Annotated in this window: 17 protein-coding genes; 8 read left to right on the forward strand and 9 right to left on the reverse strand. The window is 67.1% G+C overall.

The genetic code is table 11. The annotated features are described in order from the left end of the window. Positions 1-60: 60 nt before the first annotated feature. Positions 61-1335 (forward strand): MFS transporter, encoded by a 1275-nt coding sequence (locus AC067Z_RS33200; protein ID WP_478793370.1) that lies wholly within the window; start codon positions 61-63, stop codon positions 1333-1335. 86 nt (positions 1336-1421) lie between these two features. On the opposite strand, the gene AC067Z_RS33205 is transcribed toward AC067Z_RS33200, so the two are convergent. After that, positions 1422-2888: a CCA tRNA nucleotidyltransferase gene (locus AC067Z_RS33205; RefSeq protein WP_478793419.1), complete on the reverse strand. Its 1467-nt coding sequence runs from the start codon at positions 2886-2888 to the stop codon at positions 1422-1424. Between the two features lie 183 nt (positions 2889-3071). On the opposite strand from AC067Z_RS33205, the gene AC067Z_RS33210 reads away from it, so the two are divergent. From AC067Z_RS33210 to trxA, 7 genes are all read left to right on the forward strand, one after another. After that, positions 3072-5408, forward strand: coding sequence for a DUF6049 family protein (locus AC067Z_RS33210; protein ID WP_478793371.1), 2337 nt, complete (start codon positions 3072-3074; stop codon positions 5406-5408). Between the two features lie 45 nt (positions 5409-5453). After that, positions 5454-7619, forward strand: coding sequence for a murein biosynthesis integral membrane protein MurJ (gene murJ / locus AC067Z_RS33215; protein ID WP_478793372.1), 2166 nt, complete (start codon positions 5454-5456; stop codon positions 7617-7619). Positions 7620-7739: 120 nt separating this feature from the next. Next, positions 7740-9467, forward strand: coding sequence for a protein kinase family protein (locus tag AC067Z_RS33220; protein WP_478793373.1), 1728 nt, complete (start codon positions 7740-7742; stop codon positions 9465-9467). 53 nt (positions 9468-9520) lie between these two features. Next, positions 9521-10210, forward strand: a complete 690-nt coding sequence (gene sigM, locus AC067Z_RS33225) for an RNA polymerase sigma factor SigM (RefSeq protein ID WP_478793374.1) — start codon at positions 9521-9523, stop codon at positions 10208-10210. Next, positions 10207-11112 (forward strand): zf-HC2 domain-containing protein, encoded by a 906-nt coding sequence (locus AC067Z_RS33230; RefSeq protein WP_478793375.1) that lies wholly within the window; start codon positions 10207-10209, stop codon positions 11110-11112. Before sigM ends, AC067Z_RS33230 begins: the two co-directional genes overlap by 4 nt. Positions 11113-11236: 124 nt before the next feature. Further along, a complete protein-coding gene (gene trxB / locus AC067Z_RS33235; RefSeq protein ID WP_478793376.1) occupies positions 11237-12211 on the forward strand; it encodes a thioredoxin-disulfide reductase in 975 nt (324 codons plus the stop codon). Between the two features lie 47 nt (positions 12212-12258). Next, positions 12259-12591 (forward strand): thioredoxin, encoded by a 333-nt coding sequence (trxA, locus tag AC067Z_RS33240; protein WP_264245425.1) that lies wholly within the window; start codon positions 12259-12261, stop codon positions 12589-12591. A 74-nt stretch (positions 12592-12665) separates the two neighbouring features. On the opposite strand, the gene AC067Z_RS33245 is transcribed toward trxA, so the two are convergent. From AC067Z_RS33245 to rnpA, 8 genes are all read right to left on the reverse strand, one after another. Further along, positions 12666-13283: a GNAT family N-acetyltransferase gene (locus AC067Z_RS33245; RefSeq protein WP_478793377.1), complete on the reverse strand. Its 618-nt coding sequence runs from the start codon at positions 13281-13283 to the stop codon at positions 12666-12668. 308 nt (positions 13284-13591) lie between these two features. Next, positions 13592-14689 carry a ParB/RepB/Spo0J family partition protein gene (locus tag AC067Z_RS33250; RefSeq protein ID WP_478793378.1) on the reverse strand — a complete coding sequence of 366 codons (1098 nt, stop codon included), beginning with the start codon at positions 14687-14689 and terminating at the stop codon, positions 13592-13594. After that, positions 14686-15759, reverse strand: a complete 1074-nt coding sequence (locus AC067Z_RS33255) for a ParA family protein (RefSeq protein WP_478793379.1) — start codon at positions 15757-15759, stop codon at positions 14686-14688. The genes AC067Z_RS33250 and AC067Z_RS33255 overlap by 4 nt, the downstream gene beginning before the upstream one ends. Positions 15760-16008: 249 nt before the next feature. Next, positions 16009-16725 (reverse strand): 16S rRNA (guanine(527)-N(7))-methyltransferase RsmG, encoded by a 717-nt coding sequence (rsmG, locus tag AC067Z_RS33260; RefSeq protein WP_478793380.1) that lies wholly within the window; start codon positions 16723-16725, stop codon positions 16009-16011. Between the two features lie 115 nt (positions 16726-16840). Beyond that, positions 16841-17353, reverse strand: a complete 513-nt coding sequence (locus tag AC067Z_RS33265; RefSeq protein ID WP_478793381.1) for a Jag family protein — start codon at positions 17351-17353, stop codon at positions 16841-16843. 14 nt (positions 17354-17367) lie between these two features. Further along, positions 17368-18639: a membrane protein insertase YidC gene (gene yidC, locus AC067Z_RS33270; protein ID WP_478793382.1), complete on the reverse strand. Its 1272-nt coding sequence runs from the start codon at positions 18637-18639 to the stop codon at positions 17368-17370. 3 nt (positions 18640-18642) lie between these two features. Continuing rightward, positions 18643-19002 (reverse strand): membrane protein insertion efficiency factor YidD, encoded by a 360-nt coding sequence (yidD, locus tag AC067Z_RS33275; RefSeq protein WP_478793383.1) that lies wholly within the window; start codon positions 19000-19002, stop codon positions 18643-18645. Beyond that, positions 18999-19370: a ribonuclease P protein component gene (rnpA, locus tag AC067Z_RS33280; RefSeq protein WP_478793384.1), complete on the reverse strand. Its 372-nt coding sequence runs from the start codon at positions 19368-19370 to the stop codon at positions 18999-19001. Before rnpA ends, yidD begins: the two co-directional genes overlap by 4 nt. Positions 19371-19383: the final 13 nt, after the last annotated feature.

Genomic DNA, 19383 nt, shown 5'->3' on the forward strand with positions numbered 1-19383 from the left:
CCGAGGAGGGTCCCCGGGTCATCGACCCGGGGACCCTCCTCGTGTGTGACCCTTGCTCGCATGCCCGCTGTACGTGATCTGCGCGTACTACTGCGCCTGAGGAATTTCCGCCGACTGTTGGCAGTCCGCCTGCTGTCCCAGTCCGCCGACGGTGTCTATCAGGTGGCCCTTGCCACATACGTGGTCTTCTCGCCGGAACGGCAGACGTCCCCGGCCGCGATCGCGTCCGCCATGGCCGTGCTGCTTCTCCCCTATTCCTTTGTCGGCCCGTTCGCAGGGGTCCTCCTCGACCGCTGGCAGCGCCGACAGGTACTCCTCTACGGCAACTCGCTCCGCGCCCTTCTCGCCGGCTGCACTGCCCTCCTCATCCTCGCCTCGGTTCCCGACTGGCTCTTCTACGCCTCCGCGCTGTCCGTGACCGCTGTCAATCGTTTCGTGCTGTCCGGACTCTCGGCAGCCCTGCCGCGGGTCGTCGACGCCGACCGCTTGGTCATGGCCAACTCCTTGTCCCCCACCGCGGGGACGCTCGCCGCGACGGCGGGCGGTGGGCTCGCCTTCGTCGTGCGCTTCGTGGCCGACGACTCGGACGCCGCGGTCGTAGTGCTCGGGGCGGTCCTGTACCTCTGCTCGGCGCTGGCGTCTCTGCGTATGCCCCGCGAACTCCTCGGCCCGGATCCCGAGCTGGTTCAACCCCGCTTGACCGCAGCAATCGCGTCGACCGCGCGCGGGCTGACGGCCGGATTGCGGCACCTGTCTCAGCGGCGCGAGGCGGCGCAAGCGCTCGCAGCCATGACGCTGCTGCGGTTTTGCTACGGCGCCCTCACCGTGATGGTGCTGATGCTCTGCCGCTACGCCTGGTCCGACAGCGAGGATGACGGGCTCGCCCTCCTCGGCCTCGCTCTCGCAGTGTCAGGCGCGGGCTTCTTCGCTGCGGCAGTGATCTCACCCTGGGCGATCGGGCGCCTGGGCCGTCACGGATGGCTGGTCGCCTGCGCCGGGGTTGCGGCAGTGCTCGAACCGGCGCTGGGCCTGCCTTTCGCGCCTGCACCGATGCTCGTCGCTGCCTTCGTCCTGGGACTCATCACCCAGGGCTCGAAGATCGCAACGGACACCATCGTCCAGACCTCTGTCGCCGACGAGTTCCGCGGCAGGGTGTTCTCCCTGTACGACATGCTCTTCAACGTCGCCTTCGTGGGAGCAGCCGGTATCGCGGCACTCATGCTGCCGCCGGACGGGAGGTCGGCCCCCTTGGTTGTGATGGTCGCGGCCATCTACGCGGCGGTTGCCGTCATGCTCGCGCGCTGGACACCCGCCCGGGGGACGTCCCGACAGTGACGGCGAGGGCGGATGTTTCACGTGAAACATCCGCCCTCGGCCCCACCGGTGCGATGTTTCACGTGAAACATCGCACCGGCGCCTGCTCAGTCCTGGGCCGCCCACCACTCCTTGAGTGCAGCCACAGCGGCGTCATGCTCCATCGGACCGTTCTCCAGGCGGAGCTCCAGCAGGAAGGTGTACGCCTTGCCGATGACCGGTCCCGGGCCGACACCGAGAATCTCCTGAATCTCGTTGCCATTGAGGTCCGGCCGGATCGCATCCAGCTGCTCCTGTTCCTGGAGCTGTGCGATACGCATCTCCAGCCCGTCGTACGCCCGCGAAAGCGCCTGCGCCTTCCGCTTGTTTCGCGTCGTGCAGTCCGACCGAGTCAGCTTGTGCAGGCGCGTCAGCAGCGGCCCCGCATCACGCACGTAACGCCGCACCGCAGAGTCGGTCCATTCGCCGGTCCCGTAGCCGTGGAAGCGCAGATGCAGTTCCACCAGCCTCGAGACGTCCTTGACCATCTCGTTGGAGTACTTGAGGGCGGTCATGCGCTTCTTGACCATCTTCGCGCCCACCACCTCGTGATGATGGAACGAGACCCGACCGTCACTCTCAAAACGCCGTGTCCGCGGCTTTCCGATGTCGTGCAGCAGGGCAGCCAGCCGAAGCACCAGGTCCGGGCCGCCGTCCTCCAGCTCGATCGCCTGGTCGAGCACGGTGAGTGAATGCTCGTACACATCCTTGTGCCGATGGTGCTCATCGCTCTCGAGGCGGAGCGCCGGCAGCTCAGGCAACACATGCTCGGCCAGCCCGGTGTCGACAAGGAGGGCCAGTCCCTTCCGGGGGTGCGCGGACACCAACAGCTTGTTCAGTTCGTCACGCACGCGCTCGGCGGAGACGATCTCGATGCGCTGTGCCATCGACGTCATGGCCGCCACGACGTCCGGCGCCACATCGAAATCCAGCTGGGCGGCGAAGCGGGCTGCTCGCATCATGCGCAGCGGATCGTCGGAGAAGGACTCCTCGGGGGTTCCCGGCGTCCGCAGGACGCGGGCGGCGAGATCCTCGAGCCCGTTGTGCGGGTCGATGAACGTCTTCCCCGGCAGGGCGACGGCCATGGCGTTCACCGTGAAGTCGCGGCGGACGAGGTCCTCCTCGATGGAGTCGCCGTAGGACACCTCGGGCTTGCGTGAGGTCCGGTCGTAGGCCTCCGAGCGGTACGTCGTCACCTCGATCTGGAAGCGCTGCACCTCGTCCCCGACGTGACCGTCCTTCTGGGATCCGACCGTGCCGAAGGCAATGCCCACATCCCATACAGAGTCCGCCCACGGCCGGATGATCTTCAGCACGTCTTCGGGGCGGGCGTCCGTCGTAAAGTCGAGGTCGTTGCCGAGCCTTCCGAGAAGTGCGTCACGTACCGAGCCGCCGACCAGGGCCAGACTGAACCCGGCTTCCTCGAAGCGGCGGGCAAGGTCGTCGGCTACAGGGGAGACGCGCAGCAATTCGCTCACCGCGCGGCGTTGCACCTGGCTCAGGGCAGTCGGGTTCTCTTCGTTGGCGTTCGGCACAACAGAAAAGGGTACGTGCCCGGGCCGACCGGAGCGTCCCCGTTTCCTGCGGCCCGGGGAGTTCCCCGCGATCTTGTGGGCGACTCCGCGGCACTTCGACACAGCGGGCATCGTTACCATGCGTGGACGCAGGAACCAGAGAACCACCCAAAGGCAACCAGACGACAAGGGACGGGCGGGCACGTGGCCAAGGCGGCAGACTTCCAGGGGATGGGTACTTCTCCTGCCCGCCGGTGGCTGCGTCGCACAGCCTCCCTGATCACCGGCGTTCCACTCGTGGCCGGACTGCTGTGCGGTCCCGCCGCGCCGGCTGCGCACGCCGCTGAGGACGCCACCGGTTCGAGAACCGTCGATGTGTCCCTGAACACGCTGACACCGGCAGCGCCGGGCGAGAAGGACAAGATCACCGTCTCGGGCACGGTGACCAACAAGGGCAAGCAGACGATCACGGACGCTCATGTCGATCTGCGGGTCGGGCAGAAGCTGACGGGCAGGATGTCCATCGATCGCGCGGCGGACCGGACCGGCTACGACCCGGGGCTGGACGGGCCGAAGATCGACGACAAGTTCGCCGTCGACATTCCCCGGCTGGCCTCCGGGATCAGCCGTGACTTCACGGTGACCGTTCCCGCTGATGAGCTCGACCTCGACGAGGACGGCGGTGTCTACCAGCTCGGCGTCTCGCTGTCGGGCGAAACCGAGACTCTGGCCTACGATCAGGTTCTGGGCATCGAGCGGACGTTCCTCCCCTGGCAGCCGGAAGCCCCGGAGAAGAAGACCCGCCTCACCTACCTCTGGCCGCTGATCTCCACGACCCACCTCACTTCCGAGACGGGGTCCGACGAGCAGCAGACACCCGTTTTCGAGGACGAATCGCTGGCCACCGAGCTGGCCACCGGCGGCCGTCTCGATCAGCTCGTTTCCCTCGGCAAGGAGCTGCCGGTCACCTGGGTCATCGACCCCGACCTGCTGGCCACCGTGGATGCCATGACCGGGAACTACCAGGTCAAGCAGGGGGACACCACAGTTCCCGGCAAGAACCAGGCCGTGGCGAAGCGGTGGCTGAGTTCACTCGATGCCGCCGTCGAGGGGCGCAAGGTGGTCGCGCTGCCCTTCGCCGACCCTGACCTGGCATCCCTGGCGCACCGGGGCAAGGCCGTCTCCGGGGCCCTCAGCCATCTGCAGTCCGCCACAGAGGTCGCCGAGACGACCGTGGAGACGATCCTCCACGAGTCTCCGTCCGTCGACTTCGCCTGGCCCGTGGACGGCGCCATCGACTCGTCGATCGTCGACGTGGCCACTTCGGCCGGCGCGCACAAGGTGATCGCCCGCAGCGACAGCCTGCAGGACAACCTGGGATACACGCCCACCGCGGCCCGGCCCATCGGTGGCGGTACGACCGCTGTGGTGGCGGACTCCCGGCTCTCCAAAGCCTTCCAGGGCGACATGACCCAGTCCGGCGACTCCACACTCGCCGTCCAGGAATTCGTCGCCCAGACGCTCGCCCTGACTCTCCAGGCCCCCGACAAGCAGCGGAGCATCGTCGTCGCCCCACAGCGGGTACCGACAGCCGCCCAGGCCCAGTCCATGGCCCGTGCACTGCAGGCCCTAGAAGGAAAGCGCTGGACCCAGCCTCTCGACCTTGTCGCCGCCGCGGACGCGAAGCCCGATGCGGACGCCAACACCACGGTGCCCTCCGGGTCCCGGTATCCCGGCGCTCTCCGCAAGCAGGAGCTCCCCGTGGAGGCGTTCCAGGACGTCCGGAGCACCCAGGAGAAGCTCGACATGTTCGAGGGCATCCTCACGCAGGCGGACCGCGTGAACACCCCGTTCGGCCGGGCGATCGACCGTGAGCTGTCGGTGTCCTGGCGCGGCAATCCAGTGGCGGCACAGCAGTACCGGGACGGCGTCGGAAGCTATCTGCGCGACCTCACCGAAGAGGTTCAGCTGATCGAGAAGACGGACGTGACTCTGTCGGGCCGCAGTGCGACGATTCCCGTCACTGTGCAGAACCAGCTCGTCCAGGGGATCGACCATCTGGTTCTGCGCCTTCGGTCACACAACCCCACCCGGCTGAATCTCGACGGCCAGGGCATGTCCGAGCAGCCGGTCCGGGTCGACGGCGGGCACAGCCAGACGGTGAAGTTCCCTGCCGCGGCCAACGCCAACGGCCAGGTCCAGATGACCGCGCAGCTGTACACCCAGGACGGCAAGCCCTACGGCAACGCCATGTCGTTCACCGTCAATGTCTCGGAGATCACCCCGGCGGTCATGCTCGTCATCGCCGGCGGCGTGCTGCTCCTTGTCCTGGCAGGCATCAGGATGTACACCCAGCGCAAGCGGGCGGCAGCCCTGGAGGCCGCTGCGGCAGAAGACACGAACGACGAAGGCGACGAAGGTACGGAGCGTACGGACGGTGACATCGACGGCCCGGATCCCGGGCAGGCGAGTGACCTGGCACCGGACACCCGACCGGAAAGCGGCAACCCGTCGGACGCTGGTGAGAAAGTGGACCGTTGAGCGATGTCGTGGCCGGTCGGCCGGGGACGATGAGGTGGGGTAGTCATGAACGCGCCGTACGACGGTGACCGGGGGCAGGACGCGGGTGGGAACCCGTCCGGCCCGGTCCCGCCGCCGCATCAGCCCACTTCCGAACAGCACGCGGAGAGCCCGTACGCACAGGATCCCTACCTCCAGGACGCCTACGCCCATGATCCGTTCCAGGCGCAGGATCTGTCGGCCCAGGACCCTGTGACCGAAGCGCTCTACGACCGCTCGGCGCATCCGCCACCGCCTCCGGGCACCTACCAGGCACCGCAGCCGCTCTACCAGCAGCCTGCGTCGCCCCAGCACGCCCCCGACCCACGTGTCTGGGCACAGACCCCGCCACCCGAACCCGAGGGCCCCTCCCGACACCTTCCGTACGGGGACGACGCCCGAACCACCCAGTTCACAGGCGTCGACGACCTCGTAACCCGGGCGAGCGAGGAACAGCCCGAGCCGGATGCGTTCGCCCACCTCTTCCGGGACCAGCAGGCCTCCGGCCGGCCGGCTCCCGCCCCTGAAGCCATGCCTGCGACCCCCGCACCCAAGAAGCCGGCCGGACGAGCCTCCGGCCTCCTCAAGTCCAGTGCGGTGATGGCGGCCGGCACGCTGGTCTCCCGCCTCACCGGATTCCTGCGCAGCCTGGTGATCACGGCTGCTCTCGGAGCCGCACTCCTCGGTGACACCTTCACCATCGCCTACACCCTGCCGACGATGATCTACATCCTCACCGTCGGCGGCGGGTTGAACTCGGTCTTCGTCCCGCAGCTGGTGCGTGCGATGAAGGATGACAACGACGGCGGCGAGGCCTACGCCAACCGGCTGCTGACGCTCGTGATGGTGGCGCTCGGCGCCATCGTCGGCCTTGCTGTCTTCGCCGCCCCGCTGCTCATCAGGCTGATGTCCGACACGATCGCCAGCGATCAGGCGGCGAACAGTGTGGCGGTCACCTTCGCCCGCTACTGCCTGCCCACGATCTTCTTCATGGGCATCCACGTGGTCATGGGGCAGATCCTCAACGCGCGGGGGAAGTTCGGCGCGATGATGTGGACTCCGGTCCTCAACAACATCGTCATGATCACCACGTTCGGCCTGTTCATCTGGGTGTACGGCACCTCCGCCGAGTCGCAGATGGGCGTGCAGACGATCCCGCCGGAGGGTGTACGCCTGCTGGGCATCGGCACACTGCTCGGTCTCGTCGTCCAGGCACTGGCGATGATCCCGTACCTGCGTGAGACGGGCTTCCGCTTCCGCCCCCGTTTCGACTGGAAGGGCCACGGACTCGGCAAGACGGTCAAACTGGCGAAGTGGACGGTGCTGTTCGTCCTTGCCAACCAGGCCGGCGTGCTCGTCGTCACACAGTTGGCGACCGCGGCAGGTCAGGCTTCGGGCCGACAGGGCGCCGGGTTCATCGCGTACGCCAACGCCCAGCTGATCTGGGGTATGCCGCAGGCGATCATCACCGTCTCCGTGATGGCGGCCCTCCTGCCGCGAATCTCACGCGCCGCCCACGACAACGATCCAGGCGCCGTACGGGACGACATCTCGCAGGGCCTGCGCAATTCCGCGGTGGCGATCGTCCCGGTTTCCTTCGCCTTCCTCGCACTCGGCGTCCCGATGTCGTCCCTGCTGTTCGCGTCCAGCGGTCACGAGGCCGCACAGGGCATGGGCTTCATCCTGATGGCCTTCGGACTCGGCCTCATCCCGTACTCCGTGCAGTACGTCGTGCTGCGCGGTTTCTATGCGTACGAGGACACCCGGACGCCCTTCTACAACACGGTCATTGTTGCTGCGGTCAACGCCGGTGCATCCGCCCTCTGTTACACATTGCTTCCCGCGCGGTGGGCAGTCGTCGGCATGGGCGCCTCCTACGGGCTCGCCTACGCCGTGGGCGTGGGCGTCGCCTGGCGTCGGCTCAAGAACCGCCTTGGCGGCGATCTGGACGGCTCCCATGTGATGCGGACCTATGCGCGGCTGTCGATGGCGTCCGTGCCGGCCGCAGTCGCAGCGGGCGCAGTCGCCTTCGGTATCACCAAGGGCCTGGGAAGCGGCGCCGGAGGTTCGCTGGTGGCGCTGGTGGCGGGCGGGGTCGTGCTGCTGGGCGTCTTCTTCGTTGCTGCGAAGCGGATGCGCATCGAGGAACTCAACGCCCTGGTCGGCATGGTCCGCGGCCGTCTCGGTCGCTAGGACAGTCGGGTTCTGGCACAACCATCGTCGGACCCCGCGTGTCGTGCATAGCGTCCGACTGTGGGCACAATTGGCATGGCGTTTGGATATGGCGCAACGGATGGGGAGGCAGGAACGACGGTGGCGGAACGTAGCACGGCTGCCGTCGACGTGGCCGACAACGGCGGGGACGAACCGCTGACCGCTCAGGCGGGCAAGGCCACGACCGACGGGGCGGCTGAATCCCAGAAGACTGCGGAGATGACCGCACCAGGGACGGACAGCGAGGCGCGGGGCGGGGAGCCCTCCACCTCTGCACCCGAACTGCACAGCGGGCACAAACTTGCCAGACGCTACCGACTCGAGGAGTGCGTCACCCGTCTGGACGGTTTCAGCAGTTGGCGTGCCGTCGACGAGAAACTGCGGCGGGCTGTCGGAGTCCACCTCCTGCCCGCCGATCACCCCCGGGCCCGGTCTGTGCTCGCGGCCGCACGGTCCTCCGCGCTGCTCGGAGACCCTCGCTTCGTCCAGGTCCTCGACGCCGTCGAGGAGAACGACCTCGTCTACGTCGTTCATGAGTGGCTCCCGGACGCGGTCGAACTCACCGCGCTCCTGGCGGCTGGGCCGCTCGAACCGCACGATGCCTACCAGCTCGTCGAGCAGGTGTCGTTGGCCATGGCCGCAGCCCACCGTGAAGGCCTCGCGCACCTGCGCCTCACCCCCGGCGCCGTTCTGCGAACATCGACCGGTCAGTACCGCATCCGCGGCCTCGCGGTGAATGCCGCCTTGCGCGGCATCTCCGCCGACGGCCCCCAGCGCACCGACACCGAGGCGATCGGTGCCCTGCTGTACGCCGCGCTCACCCAGCGCTGGCCGTACGAGAACGACGCCTATGGCCTCTCCGGGCTCCCCAAGGGCGTAGGCCTCGTCGCTCCGGACCAGGTGCGGGCCGGCGTGCACCGTGGGCTCTCCGAGCTCGCCATGCGAGCGCTCGTCAACGACGGCGCCACCGCCTCCCGCCAGGAGCCGCCCTGCACCACTCCCGACGAACTCGCGAAAGCCGTCGCGGAGATGCCGCGTATCCGCCCGCCGGAGCCGACGTTCACCGCCCCGCCGGACTATCAGCGCACGACCTACCAGCAGGGCAACTACGGACGTCCCGCCGTCCGCCCGGGCGGGGGCGCCACCCAGTCGGCACCGCTCCCTCCCGCACCGCTCCAGAGCCGCACCGGCAAGGCGCTGAAGTGGACTGTGTGCGCATTGTTGATCGCCGCACTGGGCCTCGGCAGCTGGCAGGTCGCCGACAAGCTCCTCGACGACGACAAGAACACCGGGGACACCAACACCACGCAGACACCGGGCGAGAGTGGCGACAAGCCCAAGAAGCCTCTGGCGGAGCTGCCCATCGACGCCGCCATGGAGTTCATGCCGCACGGCTCGGGCATCCAGCAGGATCAGGTCGACAACGCCATCGACGGCGATCCTCAGACCGCGTGGGTGACGCCTCAGTACCGAGGCTTCCCCAATTTCGGCAATCTCCCCAGCCGCAAGGAGGGCAGCGGCCTCATTGTCGACCTCGGGAGGGCGCAGGACCTGTCGGCGATCGAGATCGATTTCTACCGAGCCGGTCAGACCGTGGAGTTGCTGGCCGCCGACGCATCGGCTTCCCAACCGACCACCTTGGACGGGTTCGACCAACGGCTCACCGAGCTGGAGCAGGCAGGTAGCACGCTCACGAAGGAACTGGACGCGCCGGTGAAGGCGCGCTACGTGCTGATCCGCATAACGTCACTGCCGACTGATGGCTCCCCGGGCTCTTTCCGAGGCGGCATCTCAGAGATCAGAATCAAGGGCGAGCAGGCGGGATAGATCCCGCCCGCGTACCGATCTCTGGCACTCCGAACGGGAAGGGGAGGATCTCGGTGGATGCGGACACTGATCGAGATCTCCTGGCTCGCCATGTCGCCGGGGACCCCGATGCGTTCGGTGAGCTCGTCCGGCGGCACCGCGACCGGCTGTGGGCGGTAGCGCTGCGCACCCTGGGGGACAGGGAGGAAGCCGCGGACGCGGTCCAGGACGCCCTCATCTCCGCCTTCCGTGCGGCCCACACCTTCCGCGGGCAGTCCGCTGTCACCACCTGGCTGCATCGCATCACGGTGAACGCCTGCCTCGACCGTGCCCGCAAGGCGGCGTCCCGCAAGACCTCCCCCGTCGACGACCCCGAGCGCCTGGAACAGCTGCTGGAGCCGCATGAGTCGGCGGAGGCACCGGCTGAACGGCACGACCTCCATCGTGAGCTCCTGGCGGCACTGTCGAAGCTCCCACTGGAACAGCGGGCCGCACTCGTGCTGGTCGACATGCAGGGGTATCCCGTGGCCGAGGCGGCGCGCGTCCTGGAGGTCCCCACAGGGACGGTCAAAAGCCGGTGCGCCCGTGGCCGGGCCAGATTGCTGCCGATGCTCACTCACCTGCGGGCCGAGGGCGGGGATAACCCCGATCTCGGCAGGGGAAGGAACCGGACGCCGGGGACATCCGTCCCACCGGAGTCGGGAGCAAGCGAACCAGGGCCCAATGGCCCTGCAGCCGTGAAGGGCGGAGGTGGGCGCGCGTGACATCCTCGGCCGACACGACTCGGCACCCGGACGTATCGGAGATCTCCGACCTCACCGAGGGCCTTCTTTCTCCGTCCCGCGCGGGTGAGGTACGACGGCATCTCGATGGCTGCCCGCTGTGCGCGGACGTCCGCAGTTCTCTCGAGGAGATCCGCGGACTGCTCGGCACGTTGCCGGAGGCAGGCCGTATGCCGAACGACATCGCGGGCCGCATCGATGCCGCCTTGGCTGCCGAAGCGCTCCTGGATGCGACCACACCCATGAGGGCCGCCGATGTTTCACGTGAAACATCGGTTGCGCAGTCGGCCCTGGACACCACCTCGACAGCTACCGACCGGCCCGCGGGTCATTCACGTGCGGCAACCGGCCCCGGCCGGAACCGGCGGTCACGCCGGCGGCGCACAGCGGTTCTCGGCGCAGTCCTCGGTGCAGCCGCCATCGGCGTGAGCGTGATGCTCCTGCAGTCGGTCCAGAACCCCTCGGGCAGTGACAGCGGCGCAGCAAACGATGCGAGCGTCAGCGCCACGTCGGGGGACCCGACCGAATTCTCCGGCTCTCCGGTCCAGAAGCGTGTGAGCACCCTCTTGGCGGCCGACACCGCGGCCAACGAGCCGAAGATCGAGAAGGCGCCGTCGGTCGGCAGCGACTCCTCTCCGATCTCACCCAAGAGCTCACCTGGCGCATCCGTCCCCTCCTGTATTCAGCAGGGGACAGGTCGCTCGGATCGCCCCATTGCCTTCGAACAAGGCAGGTACAAGGGCGTCGCTGCGTACCTGCTGGTGCTGCCCCACGCCACGGACAGCGCTCGTGTCCAGGCCTATGTGGTCGATGCGGCGTGTGTCGGCAATGACGCCGAGCCTGCGGGAACGCTGCTGCTGACGGAGACCTACCCACGCCGCTGAGACCTTGTCTGTGCCGCTCCGACACCTAGGGAATGCAAGCCCCGTAGGATCCGTTGGGTGGGGTGAGAGTCCGTGAACCCACCCCGTAGGCAGTTGGCAGTCTGCAGAGACGAGGAAGAAACCCGTGAGCGACGTCCGTAATGTGATCATCATCGGCTCCGGGCCCGCGGGCTATACGGCCGCGCTGTACACCGCGCGCGCATCGTTGCAGCCGCTGGTGTTCGAGGGAGCCGTCACCGCCGGTGGGGCGCTGATGAACACGACCGATGTGGAGAACTTCCCCGGCTTCCGCGACGGCATCATGGGCCCGGACCTCATGGACAACATGCGTGCCCAGGCCGAGCGCTTCGGCGCAGAGCTCGTGCCGGACGACGTCGTGGCTGTTGACCTCACGGGTGAGATCAAGACCGTCACGGACACCGCCGGCACGGTCCACCGGGCCAAGGCAGTGATCGTCACCACCGGCTCGCAGCACCGCAAGCTGGGGCTGCCGAAGGAGGACGCCCTCTCCGGACGTGGCGTCTCCTGGTGCGCCACGTGTGACGGGTTCTTCTTCAAGGACCAGGACATCGCCGTCATCGGCGGCGGCGACACCGCTATGGAGGAGGCCACCTTCCTCTCGCGCTTCGCCAAGTCCGTCACGATCGTCCACCGTCGCGACACTCTGCGCGCCTCCAAGGCCATGCAGGAGCGTGCCTTCGCCGACCCGAAGATCTCCTTCGCCTGGGACAGCGAGGTGGCGGAGATCCACGGGGACCAGAAGCTGTCCGGTCTGACGCTGCGCAACACGAAGACCAGCGAGACGTCGCCGCTGGCCGTCACCGGCCTGTTCATCGCCGTGGGCCACGACCCGCGGACGGAGCTGTTCAAGGGCCAGCTCGAACTGGACGACGAGGGTTACCTGCAGGTGGCTGCGCCCTCCACGCGCACCAGCCTGACGGGTGTCTTCGGCGCCGGCGATGTCGTTGACCACACCTACCGCCAGGCAATCACGGCCGCGGGCACCGGCTGCTCCGCCGCTCTGGACGCCGAGCGATTCCTGGCTGCGCTCTCGGACAGCGAGAAGGCCGCCGAGCCCGAGAAGACCCCCGTGGTCTGACCCTCAACTCCTCTCCCCTCACACCCGCAGAAAGTTAGGAGGCCGCCGTGGCCGGCGCCCTGAAGAACGTGACTGACGACTCCTTCGAGGAAGACGTCCTCAAGAGCGACAAGCCTGTACTGGTGGACTTCTGGGCCGCCTGGTGCGGTCCGTGCCGTCAGATCGCGCCGTCGCTCGAGGCCATCGCGGCCGAACACGGTGACAAGATCCAGGTCGTGAAGCTCAACATCGACGAGAACCCTGCCACCGCGGCGAAGTACGGCGTCATGTCCATCCCGACGCTGAACGTCTACCAGAACGGCGAGGTCGCCAAGACCATCGTCGGCGCCAAGCCGAAGGCCGCGATCGTCCGCGACCTCGAGGGCTTCATCGGCGAGTAAGCGTGGGTCGTTGTTTCACGTGAAACACGTATGGGCTCATCCCCTCAGGGGATGAGCCCATCTTCGTGTGCGCATCACAGCGGACGCAGCACCGGTTCCTTCTGTACGGCGCCCAGCAGACGGTCCAGTGCCAGCTCCACGTCTTCCTTCCATGAAAGCGTGGTGCGCAGCTCAAGCCTCAGCCGGGGGTGCGAGGGATGCGGGCGCACTGTCTTGAACCCGACAGCCAGCAAGTGGTCAGCCGGCAACATACAGGCGGGCTCCTTCCAACGGGCGTCCCCGAAAGCCTCGATCGCCCGGAAGCCACGCCGCAACAGATCCTTGGCGACGGTCTGCACGATGACCCGCCCCAGCCCCTGACCCTGATATCCCGGCATGACCCAGGCCGTCATGAGCTGGACCGCGTCCGCCGCCACAGGGCTCGTGGGGAAGGCCATCGATCGCGGCACATAGGCCGGAGGAGCGTAGAGAACGAATCCCACCGGCACCTCGTCTACATAGACCACGCGACCGCAGGATCCCCACTCGAGAAGAACTGCGGAGATCCAGGCTTCCTTCTCGAGCTGAGGTGTCCCCGCTCTTACTGCGGCTTCTCCGCTGACCGGATCAAGTTCCCAGAAGACACACGCACGACAGCGCTTGGGAAGGTCCGAAAGGTTGTCCAGCGTGAGCGGTACGAGCCGACGCCCCATGAAGGCTGTTCCTCACTTCCCTGATATGCCGCACTACGCGCGGCTGCCAGAGCGCTCCTCTCCCGAAGCAGGCTGCTGACGAATCCGCCTACTGCCCCAAGTCCAAGACCTGCTGTCACCAGTTGGCCGCGGCTCACCGCTCGCATGTGGCCCCCGCCCTCCTTCCGAGATGGCTCAAGGTGGATGCGTCATACCAGAACGCATCGTATCCACCCAGCCCCGACACGGATACCGCACAACGGCAAAGGGCGGGTCGCATTCCCTGAAAGGAACGCGACCCGCCCTGCTGACAGTGGCAGCTGAGGTGCTCAGGTGTCCTCGCCCTCGCCGGGCTCGTCACCCAGCCCCTTCTCCAGGACTCGTCCCTCACCCGGGGCCAGTGTGCCGAGGATCCTCTCCAGATCGTCTATCGAGGCGAACTCGACGACGATCTTTCCCTTCTTCTGCCCGAGGTCGACCTTCACCCTCGTCTCGAAGCGGTCGGAGAGCCGCGAGGCAAGATCGCTCAATGCGGGAGACAGCCGCGTCCCGGCACGCGGTCCCTTCGGCTTGGGCGAGCTCTTCTGCTCCGAATTGAGCAGCGTGACGATCTCCTCCACGGCACGCACCGACAGCCCTTCGGCAACGATGCGGTGGGCCAGTCGGTCCTGCTCCGCGGAGTCGTCCACAGAGAGCAGGGCTCGAGCATGGCCGGCCGACAGAACGCCGGCGGCGACCCTGCGCTGCACGGGCGGGGAGAGCTTCAGCAGACGCAGCGTGTTGGAGACCTGTGGACGAGAACGCCCGATGCGGTCGGCAAGCTGGTCATGCGTGCAGTTGAAGTCCTTGAGCAGCTGGTCGTAGGCGGCTGCCTCCTCCAGCGGGTTCAGCTGCGCCCGGTGGAGGTTCTCCAGCAGGGCATCGAGCAGAAGCTTCTCGTCCTCGGTGTGCCGAACGATCGCAGGGATTCGCTCAAGACCCGCCTCACGGCATGCCCGCCAGCGCCGCTCACCCATGATGAGCTCATAGCGATCCGGTCCCAACTGCCGCACGACGACCGGCTGCAGCAGCCCGACTTCCTTGATCGAAGTGACCAGCTCCGCCAGAGCGTCCTCGTCGAACACCTCGCGCGGCTGGCGATGGTTGGGGGTGATCGCATCGAGGGGCACCTCGGCAAAGTGCGCTCCGGCCGGCTCGCTCGGCTGCGAGGCAGGCTCCGGATCAGCCGAGATGGCGGCGTCTGACGGCGCGGCAGCGGCGGGCAGCTTGGCGACCTTGGCCGCCGCCACTCCGCGTTCCGCGGTCAACACGGGAGTCGAGGACTGAGACCCCGTCGCCCCGGACGCCGGGGTCACCTGCTGCTCCTGGGGAGCCGCGGGAATCAGCGCACCGAGCCCACGCCCCAATCCTCTACGTCGCTCACTCACTGGATCCCCTCCGACATGTTCTGCTGAGTGTTCTGACCCGCATGCGCATGCTGCGGGTCGTAGTGGAGCCCGACACCCCGCAGTGCGATCTCACGGGCAGCCTCGAGGTACGACAGGGAACCACTGGAACCCGGATCATAGGTGAGCACCGTCTGGCCATAGCTCGGCGCCTCGGAGATACGTACCGATCGGGGGATGCTCGTGCGCAGGACCTCGTCACCGAAGTGGCTGCGCACCTCGTCCGCCACCTGCGAGGCGAGCCGTGTCCGACCGTCGTACATGGTCAGCAGAATCGTCGAGACATGCAGCGAAGGGTTCAGATGCCCTCGCACCAGGTCGACATTGCGGAGCAGCTGACCGAGCCCTTCCAGCGCGTAGTACTCGCACTGGATCGGGATGAGTACTTCCGCACCGGCGACAAGCGCGTTCACGGTCAGCAGCCCGAGCGACGGCGGACAGTCGATGAGGATGTAGTCCAGGGGCTGCTCGTACGCCTGGATGGCCCGCTGGAGTCTGCTCTCCCGCGCCACCAGCGACACCAGCTCGATCTCCGCACCGGCGAGATCGATGGTGGCGGGAGCGCAGAAGAGTCCTTCGACGTCGGGGACAGGCTGTACCACCTCGGAGAGTGGCTTGCTGTCCACCAGGACGTCATAGATCGAGGGAACTTCGGCATGGTGGTCGATCCCCAGCGCCGTGGAGGCGTTCCCCTGGGGGTCGAGGTCCACGACCAGAACGCGCGCTCCGTGAAGGGCGAGCGAGGCGGCGAGGTTGACCGTGGTGGTGGTCTTGCCTACGCCGCCCTTCTGGTTGGCGACAACCATGACGCGCGTCTGGTCAGGTCGGGGCAACCCCTCACCGGCACGCCCCAGCGCCTCCACAGCCAGCTGAGCAGCACGGCCAATGGGGGTGTCATCCATCGGAGGCGGTGTTTCACGTGAAACATCCTCCCCCGTGGACTCGGTACGGGGACCGGGGACCGGATCGGTCATCGGTCCCGCGATGTTGGCGTCGGACCGCAAGGATTCACTCTCCTCGACATCAGGCTCGCAATGAACAGAGCCTGCCATGCTTTCGGGGTCGTGAACCAGCGAGGCCCGTGGTTCTGTGGAGGAATCCACCTCTGTGGACAAGTCCGTAGCCCGCACGAGGGGCTTCCGACCCCTCGTCGGGGCGGCCGCACGGCCGCGGCTGATGATTCCCTGCAGCAGTGAGCGACGTTTCACGTGAAACACGATGCACGTGCCGCAGGAGCCAACCGGGACGACACTCCGAAATGCGTACGTATGGAAGCTTGTATGGCTCAGCGGAGTCGCAGCTCAGCGGCGACGGCGCGTTCGGCTGGTCCTGGCCGCCTTGGCTCGCTTGGCGGCGAACCTCACACCGCCCGGGCTCTCGCCCACCTCCACGCGCACGACGGTGGACAGCGGATCGACGATCCCCTCGCCGACCTGAAGGACCGAGGTCTCCACCACACCGAGCTTGCTCAGAGCGGCCCGAGCCCCCTGGAGCTCCTCTTCGGCCGTATCGCCCTTGAGTGCAAGCATCTCGCCGTAAGGACGCAGCAGAGGCACACCCCAGCCGGCCAACCGGTCCAGAGGTGCCACAGCGCGCGCTGTCACCACGTGGACAGGGGGCACCTTGCCGAGCATCTCCTCGGCGCGCCCACGGACCACGGTCACATGGTCGAGCCCCAGCAGCTCGACGACTTCCTGCAGAAAGTTCGTCCGCCGCAGCAGGGGTTCGAGCAGCGTGATCTTCAGGTCCGGCCGCACCAGAGCCAGCGGAATACCCGGAAGTCCGGCACCGGAACCGACGTCGCACACGGTCACGCCCTCGGGCACGACTTCCGAGAGCACGGCGCAGTTGAGCAGATGCCGCTCCCACAACCGAGGCACCTCGCGGGGGCCGATCAGGCCACGCTTCACCCCGGCGTCCGCGAGCAACTCCGCGTACCGCACAGCCTCCGGAAAGAACTCACCGAATACCCTCCGTGCAGCCTCGGGGGCCTGGGGAAGCTCTGCTGCCTCCGTCACGGGAACCGTCCTTCCGTACCGCACTGCCGCACATGCGGACTGTGGTGGCTGACTATCAGGCTGACAAAGATCGGCCCCGCCTGCGAACACAGACGGGGCCGACAGAACAACAGGCTCAGGCAGGGAGCACGACGACGAAGCGCTGAGGCTCCTCGCCCTCGGACTCGCTGCGCAGACCGGCGGCCGCAACCGCGTCGTGAACGACCTTGCGCTCGAAGGGCGTCATCGGGTCGAGCTTCACGGGCTGCCCCGTGGACTTGACCTCGTCGGCGGCCTTCGCACCGAGCTCGGCAAGCTCCGTGCGCTTCTGCGCCCGGAAGCCGCCGATGTCGAGCATCAGCCTGCTGCGGTCACCGGTCTCGCGGTGCACGGCCAGACGCGTCAGCTCCTGAAGGGCTTCGAGGACCTCGCCGTCCCGTCCCACGAGCTTCTGCAGATCCCGGCTGCCGGCATCGCTGATGATCGAGACTGCCGCCCGGTCCGCCTCGACGTCCATGTCGATATCGCCGTCAAGATCGGCGATGTCCAGCAGACCCTCGAGGTAGTCGGCTGCGATCTCCCCTTCCTGCTCAAGGCGGGTCAGGGTGTCGCCACCCTCGGCGGCGGCGGAGATGGTGCCTTCCGTCACGGATGGACTCCTTCTTACTTCTTGGACGACGGGTGCTTGGGGCGCTGCTGCCCCTTGCGCTGTCCGGACTTGGGCTGGCGAGCGGATCCGGCGGCCTTGCCACCGGCTGCCTTGGTCGAGGTGCCGTTGGCGGTCTCGCCCTTCTGCAGCGACGTCTTCGAGGCGGAATCGCTCACGTCCTCGGAGCTCTTGGCCACGCCGCCCTGGGCAGCGGCGGACTGGCGCTGTGCCTTGCTCTGCCGCTTGGGCTGCTGACGCCTCTGTGCGCCTGCGCCCTCGGCATCCTGGAGAGCAGTCTCACCCTTGATCACGGTGCCGTCCGCCTGAGCGGTCAGACCGGCCTTGGCCAGCCCGGTGATGAACCGGCGCTCGTTGTCGTTACGGTCCGTGCCCTTGGCCACGATTGCCTGAACGACACCGCGCTTGCGCCGCGAACGGACCGCGCCCTGCGAGTTGACGCTCTTGAGCAGACGCTGCAGGTACGCGTCCTGGGCCTTGCTGCCCGGGGTCGGGTTCTGGTTGATCACGTACATCTGCTGGCCCATGGTCCACACGTTGGTGGTCAGCCAGTAGACGAGAACACCGACGGGGAAGTTGATGCCCATGACGGCGAAGATCACCGGGAAGATGTACATCAGCATCTTCTGCTGCTGCATGTAAGGCGTCTTGACCGTGAGGTCGACGTTCTTCTGCATCAGCTGGCGCTGCGTGTAGAACTGCGACGCCGACATCATGATGATCATGATCGAGGTGACAATGCGGACGTCCGTCAGGGTGGCGCCCAGCGCCTCGACCTTGGCCGGGTTGTCCATGAACTTCGCGGCGATCGGAGCACCGAAGATGTGGGCTCGCTGAGCACTGTCCACCAGGCTCTGGTTGAGGACACCGATGGTGTCTCCCGAGGCGATCTTGCTCAGCACGTGGTACAGCGCGAAGAAGAACGGCGACTGCGCCAGGATGGGAAGGCACGAGGAGAGCGGGTTCGTGCCCGTCTCCTTGTACAGCTTCATCATCTCTTCGGACTGACGCTGCTTGTCGCTCTTGTAGCGCTCCTGGATCGCCTTCATCTTCGGCTGGAGCGCCTGCATGTTCCGGGTCGACTTGATCTGCTTCACGAAGAGCGGGATCAGGCAGATCCGGATGAGGATCACCAGCGACACGATGGACAGTCCCCAGGCCCAGCCCGTGTCCGGGCCGAAGATCGCCCCGTAGAGGGAGTGGAACTGGACGATGATCCACGAGACAGGTGTGGTGATAAAACTGAAGAGACTGGCAATCGTGTCCACTAATCAGGCTCCTTGAGCATTGGGCGAGGTCTCTGCGGCGGGGCTCGGGGCTTCGGGTGCCGATCCCGGGGCAGGCACATCAGCGGCGGAGTGCCCGCCCTTGCTGCCGCGCAAGGCATCGCGCAGCATTTCGTGCCACCGAGGGCGCTTGCGCGGCGGCACATGGTCCACACCGCCCGGCGACCACGGATTACACCGCAGGATTCGCCAGGCGGTCAGGGCTGTGCCTTTCACCACGCCATGCCGGTCGATGGCCGTAAATCCGTAGTGGGAACACGACGGGTAATACCTGCAGACAGGTCCCAGCAGCGGGCTGATCGTCCACTGGTACAGCTTGATCAGTGCCAGCAGTGGGTACTTCATCGCGCGCCCCCTCCCAGCAGCCGCTGCAGAGCGGCGTCCAGGTCTCGGGCCAGCTGTTCATATTCGGCGTCGCCCGCACCGGGCAGCGCCCGTACGACCACCAGGCTACCGGGGGGCAGCTTGGGGAGCCGATCGCGCATGAGGTGGCGCAGTCTCCGCTTGACCTTGTTGCGTATGACGGCTCCACCCACTGCCTTGCTCACGACGAAACCCGCACACGTCGGGGAGGCGCTCTCCCCAGGCGCGTGCGGGTCCGTTGCACCGCTTCGTAGGTGGACGACGAGTAGCGGGCGTCCTGCCCGGCGTCCTCGTCGTACCGCAGTCGCGAAGTCCTCGCGCCGCCTCAGCCGATTCTCGGTAGGCAGCACGTCATGACCTGTA

This window comes from Streptomyces sp. NPDC043812 (genome assembly GCF_056436245.1).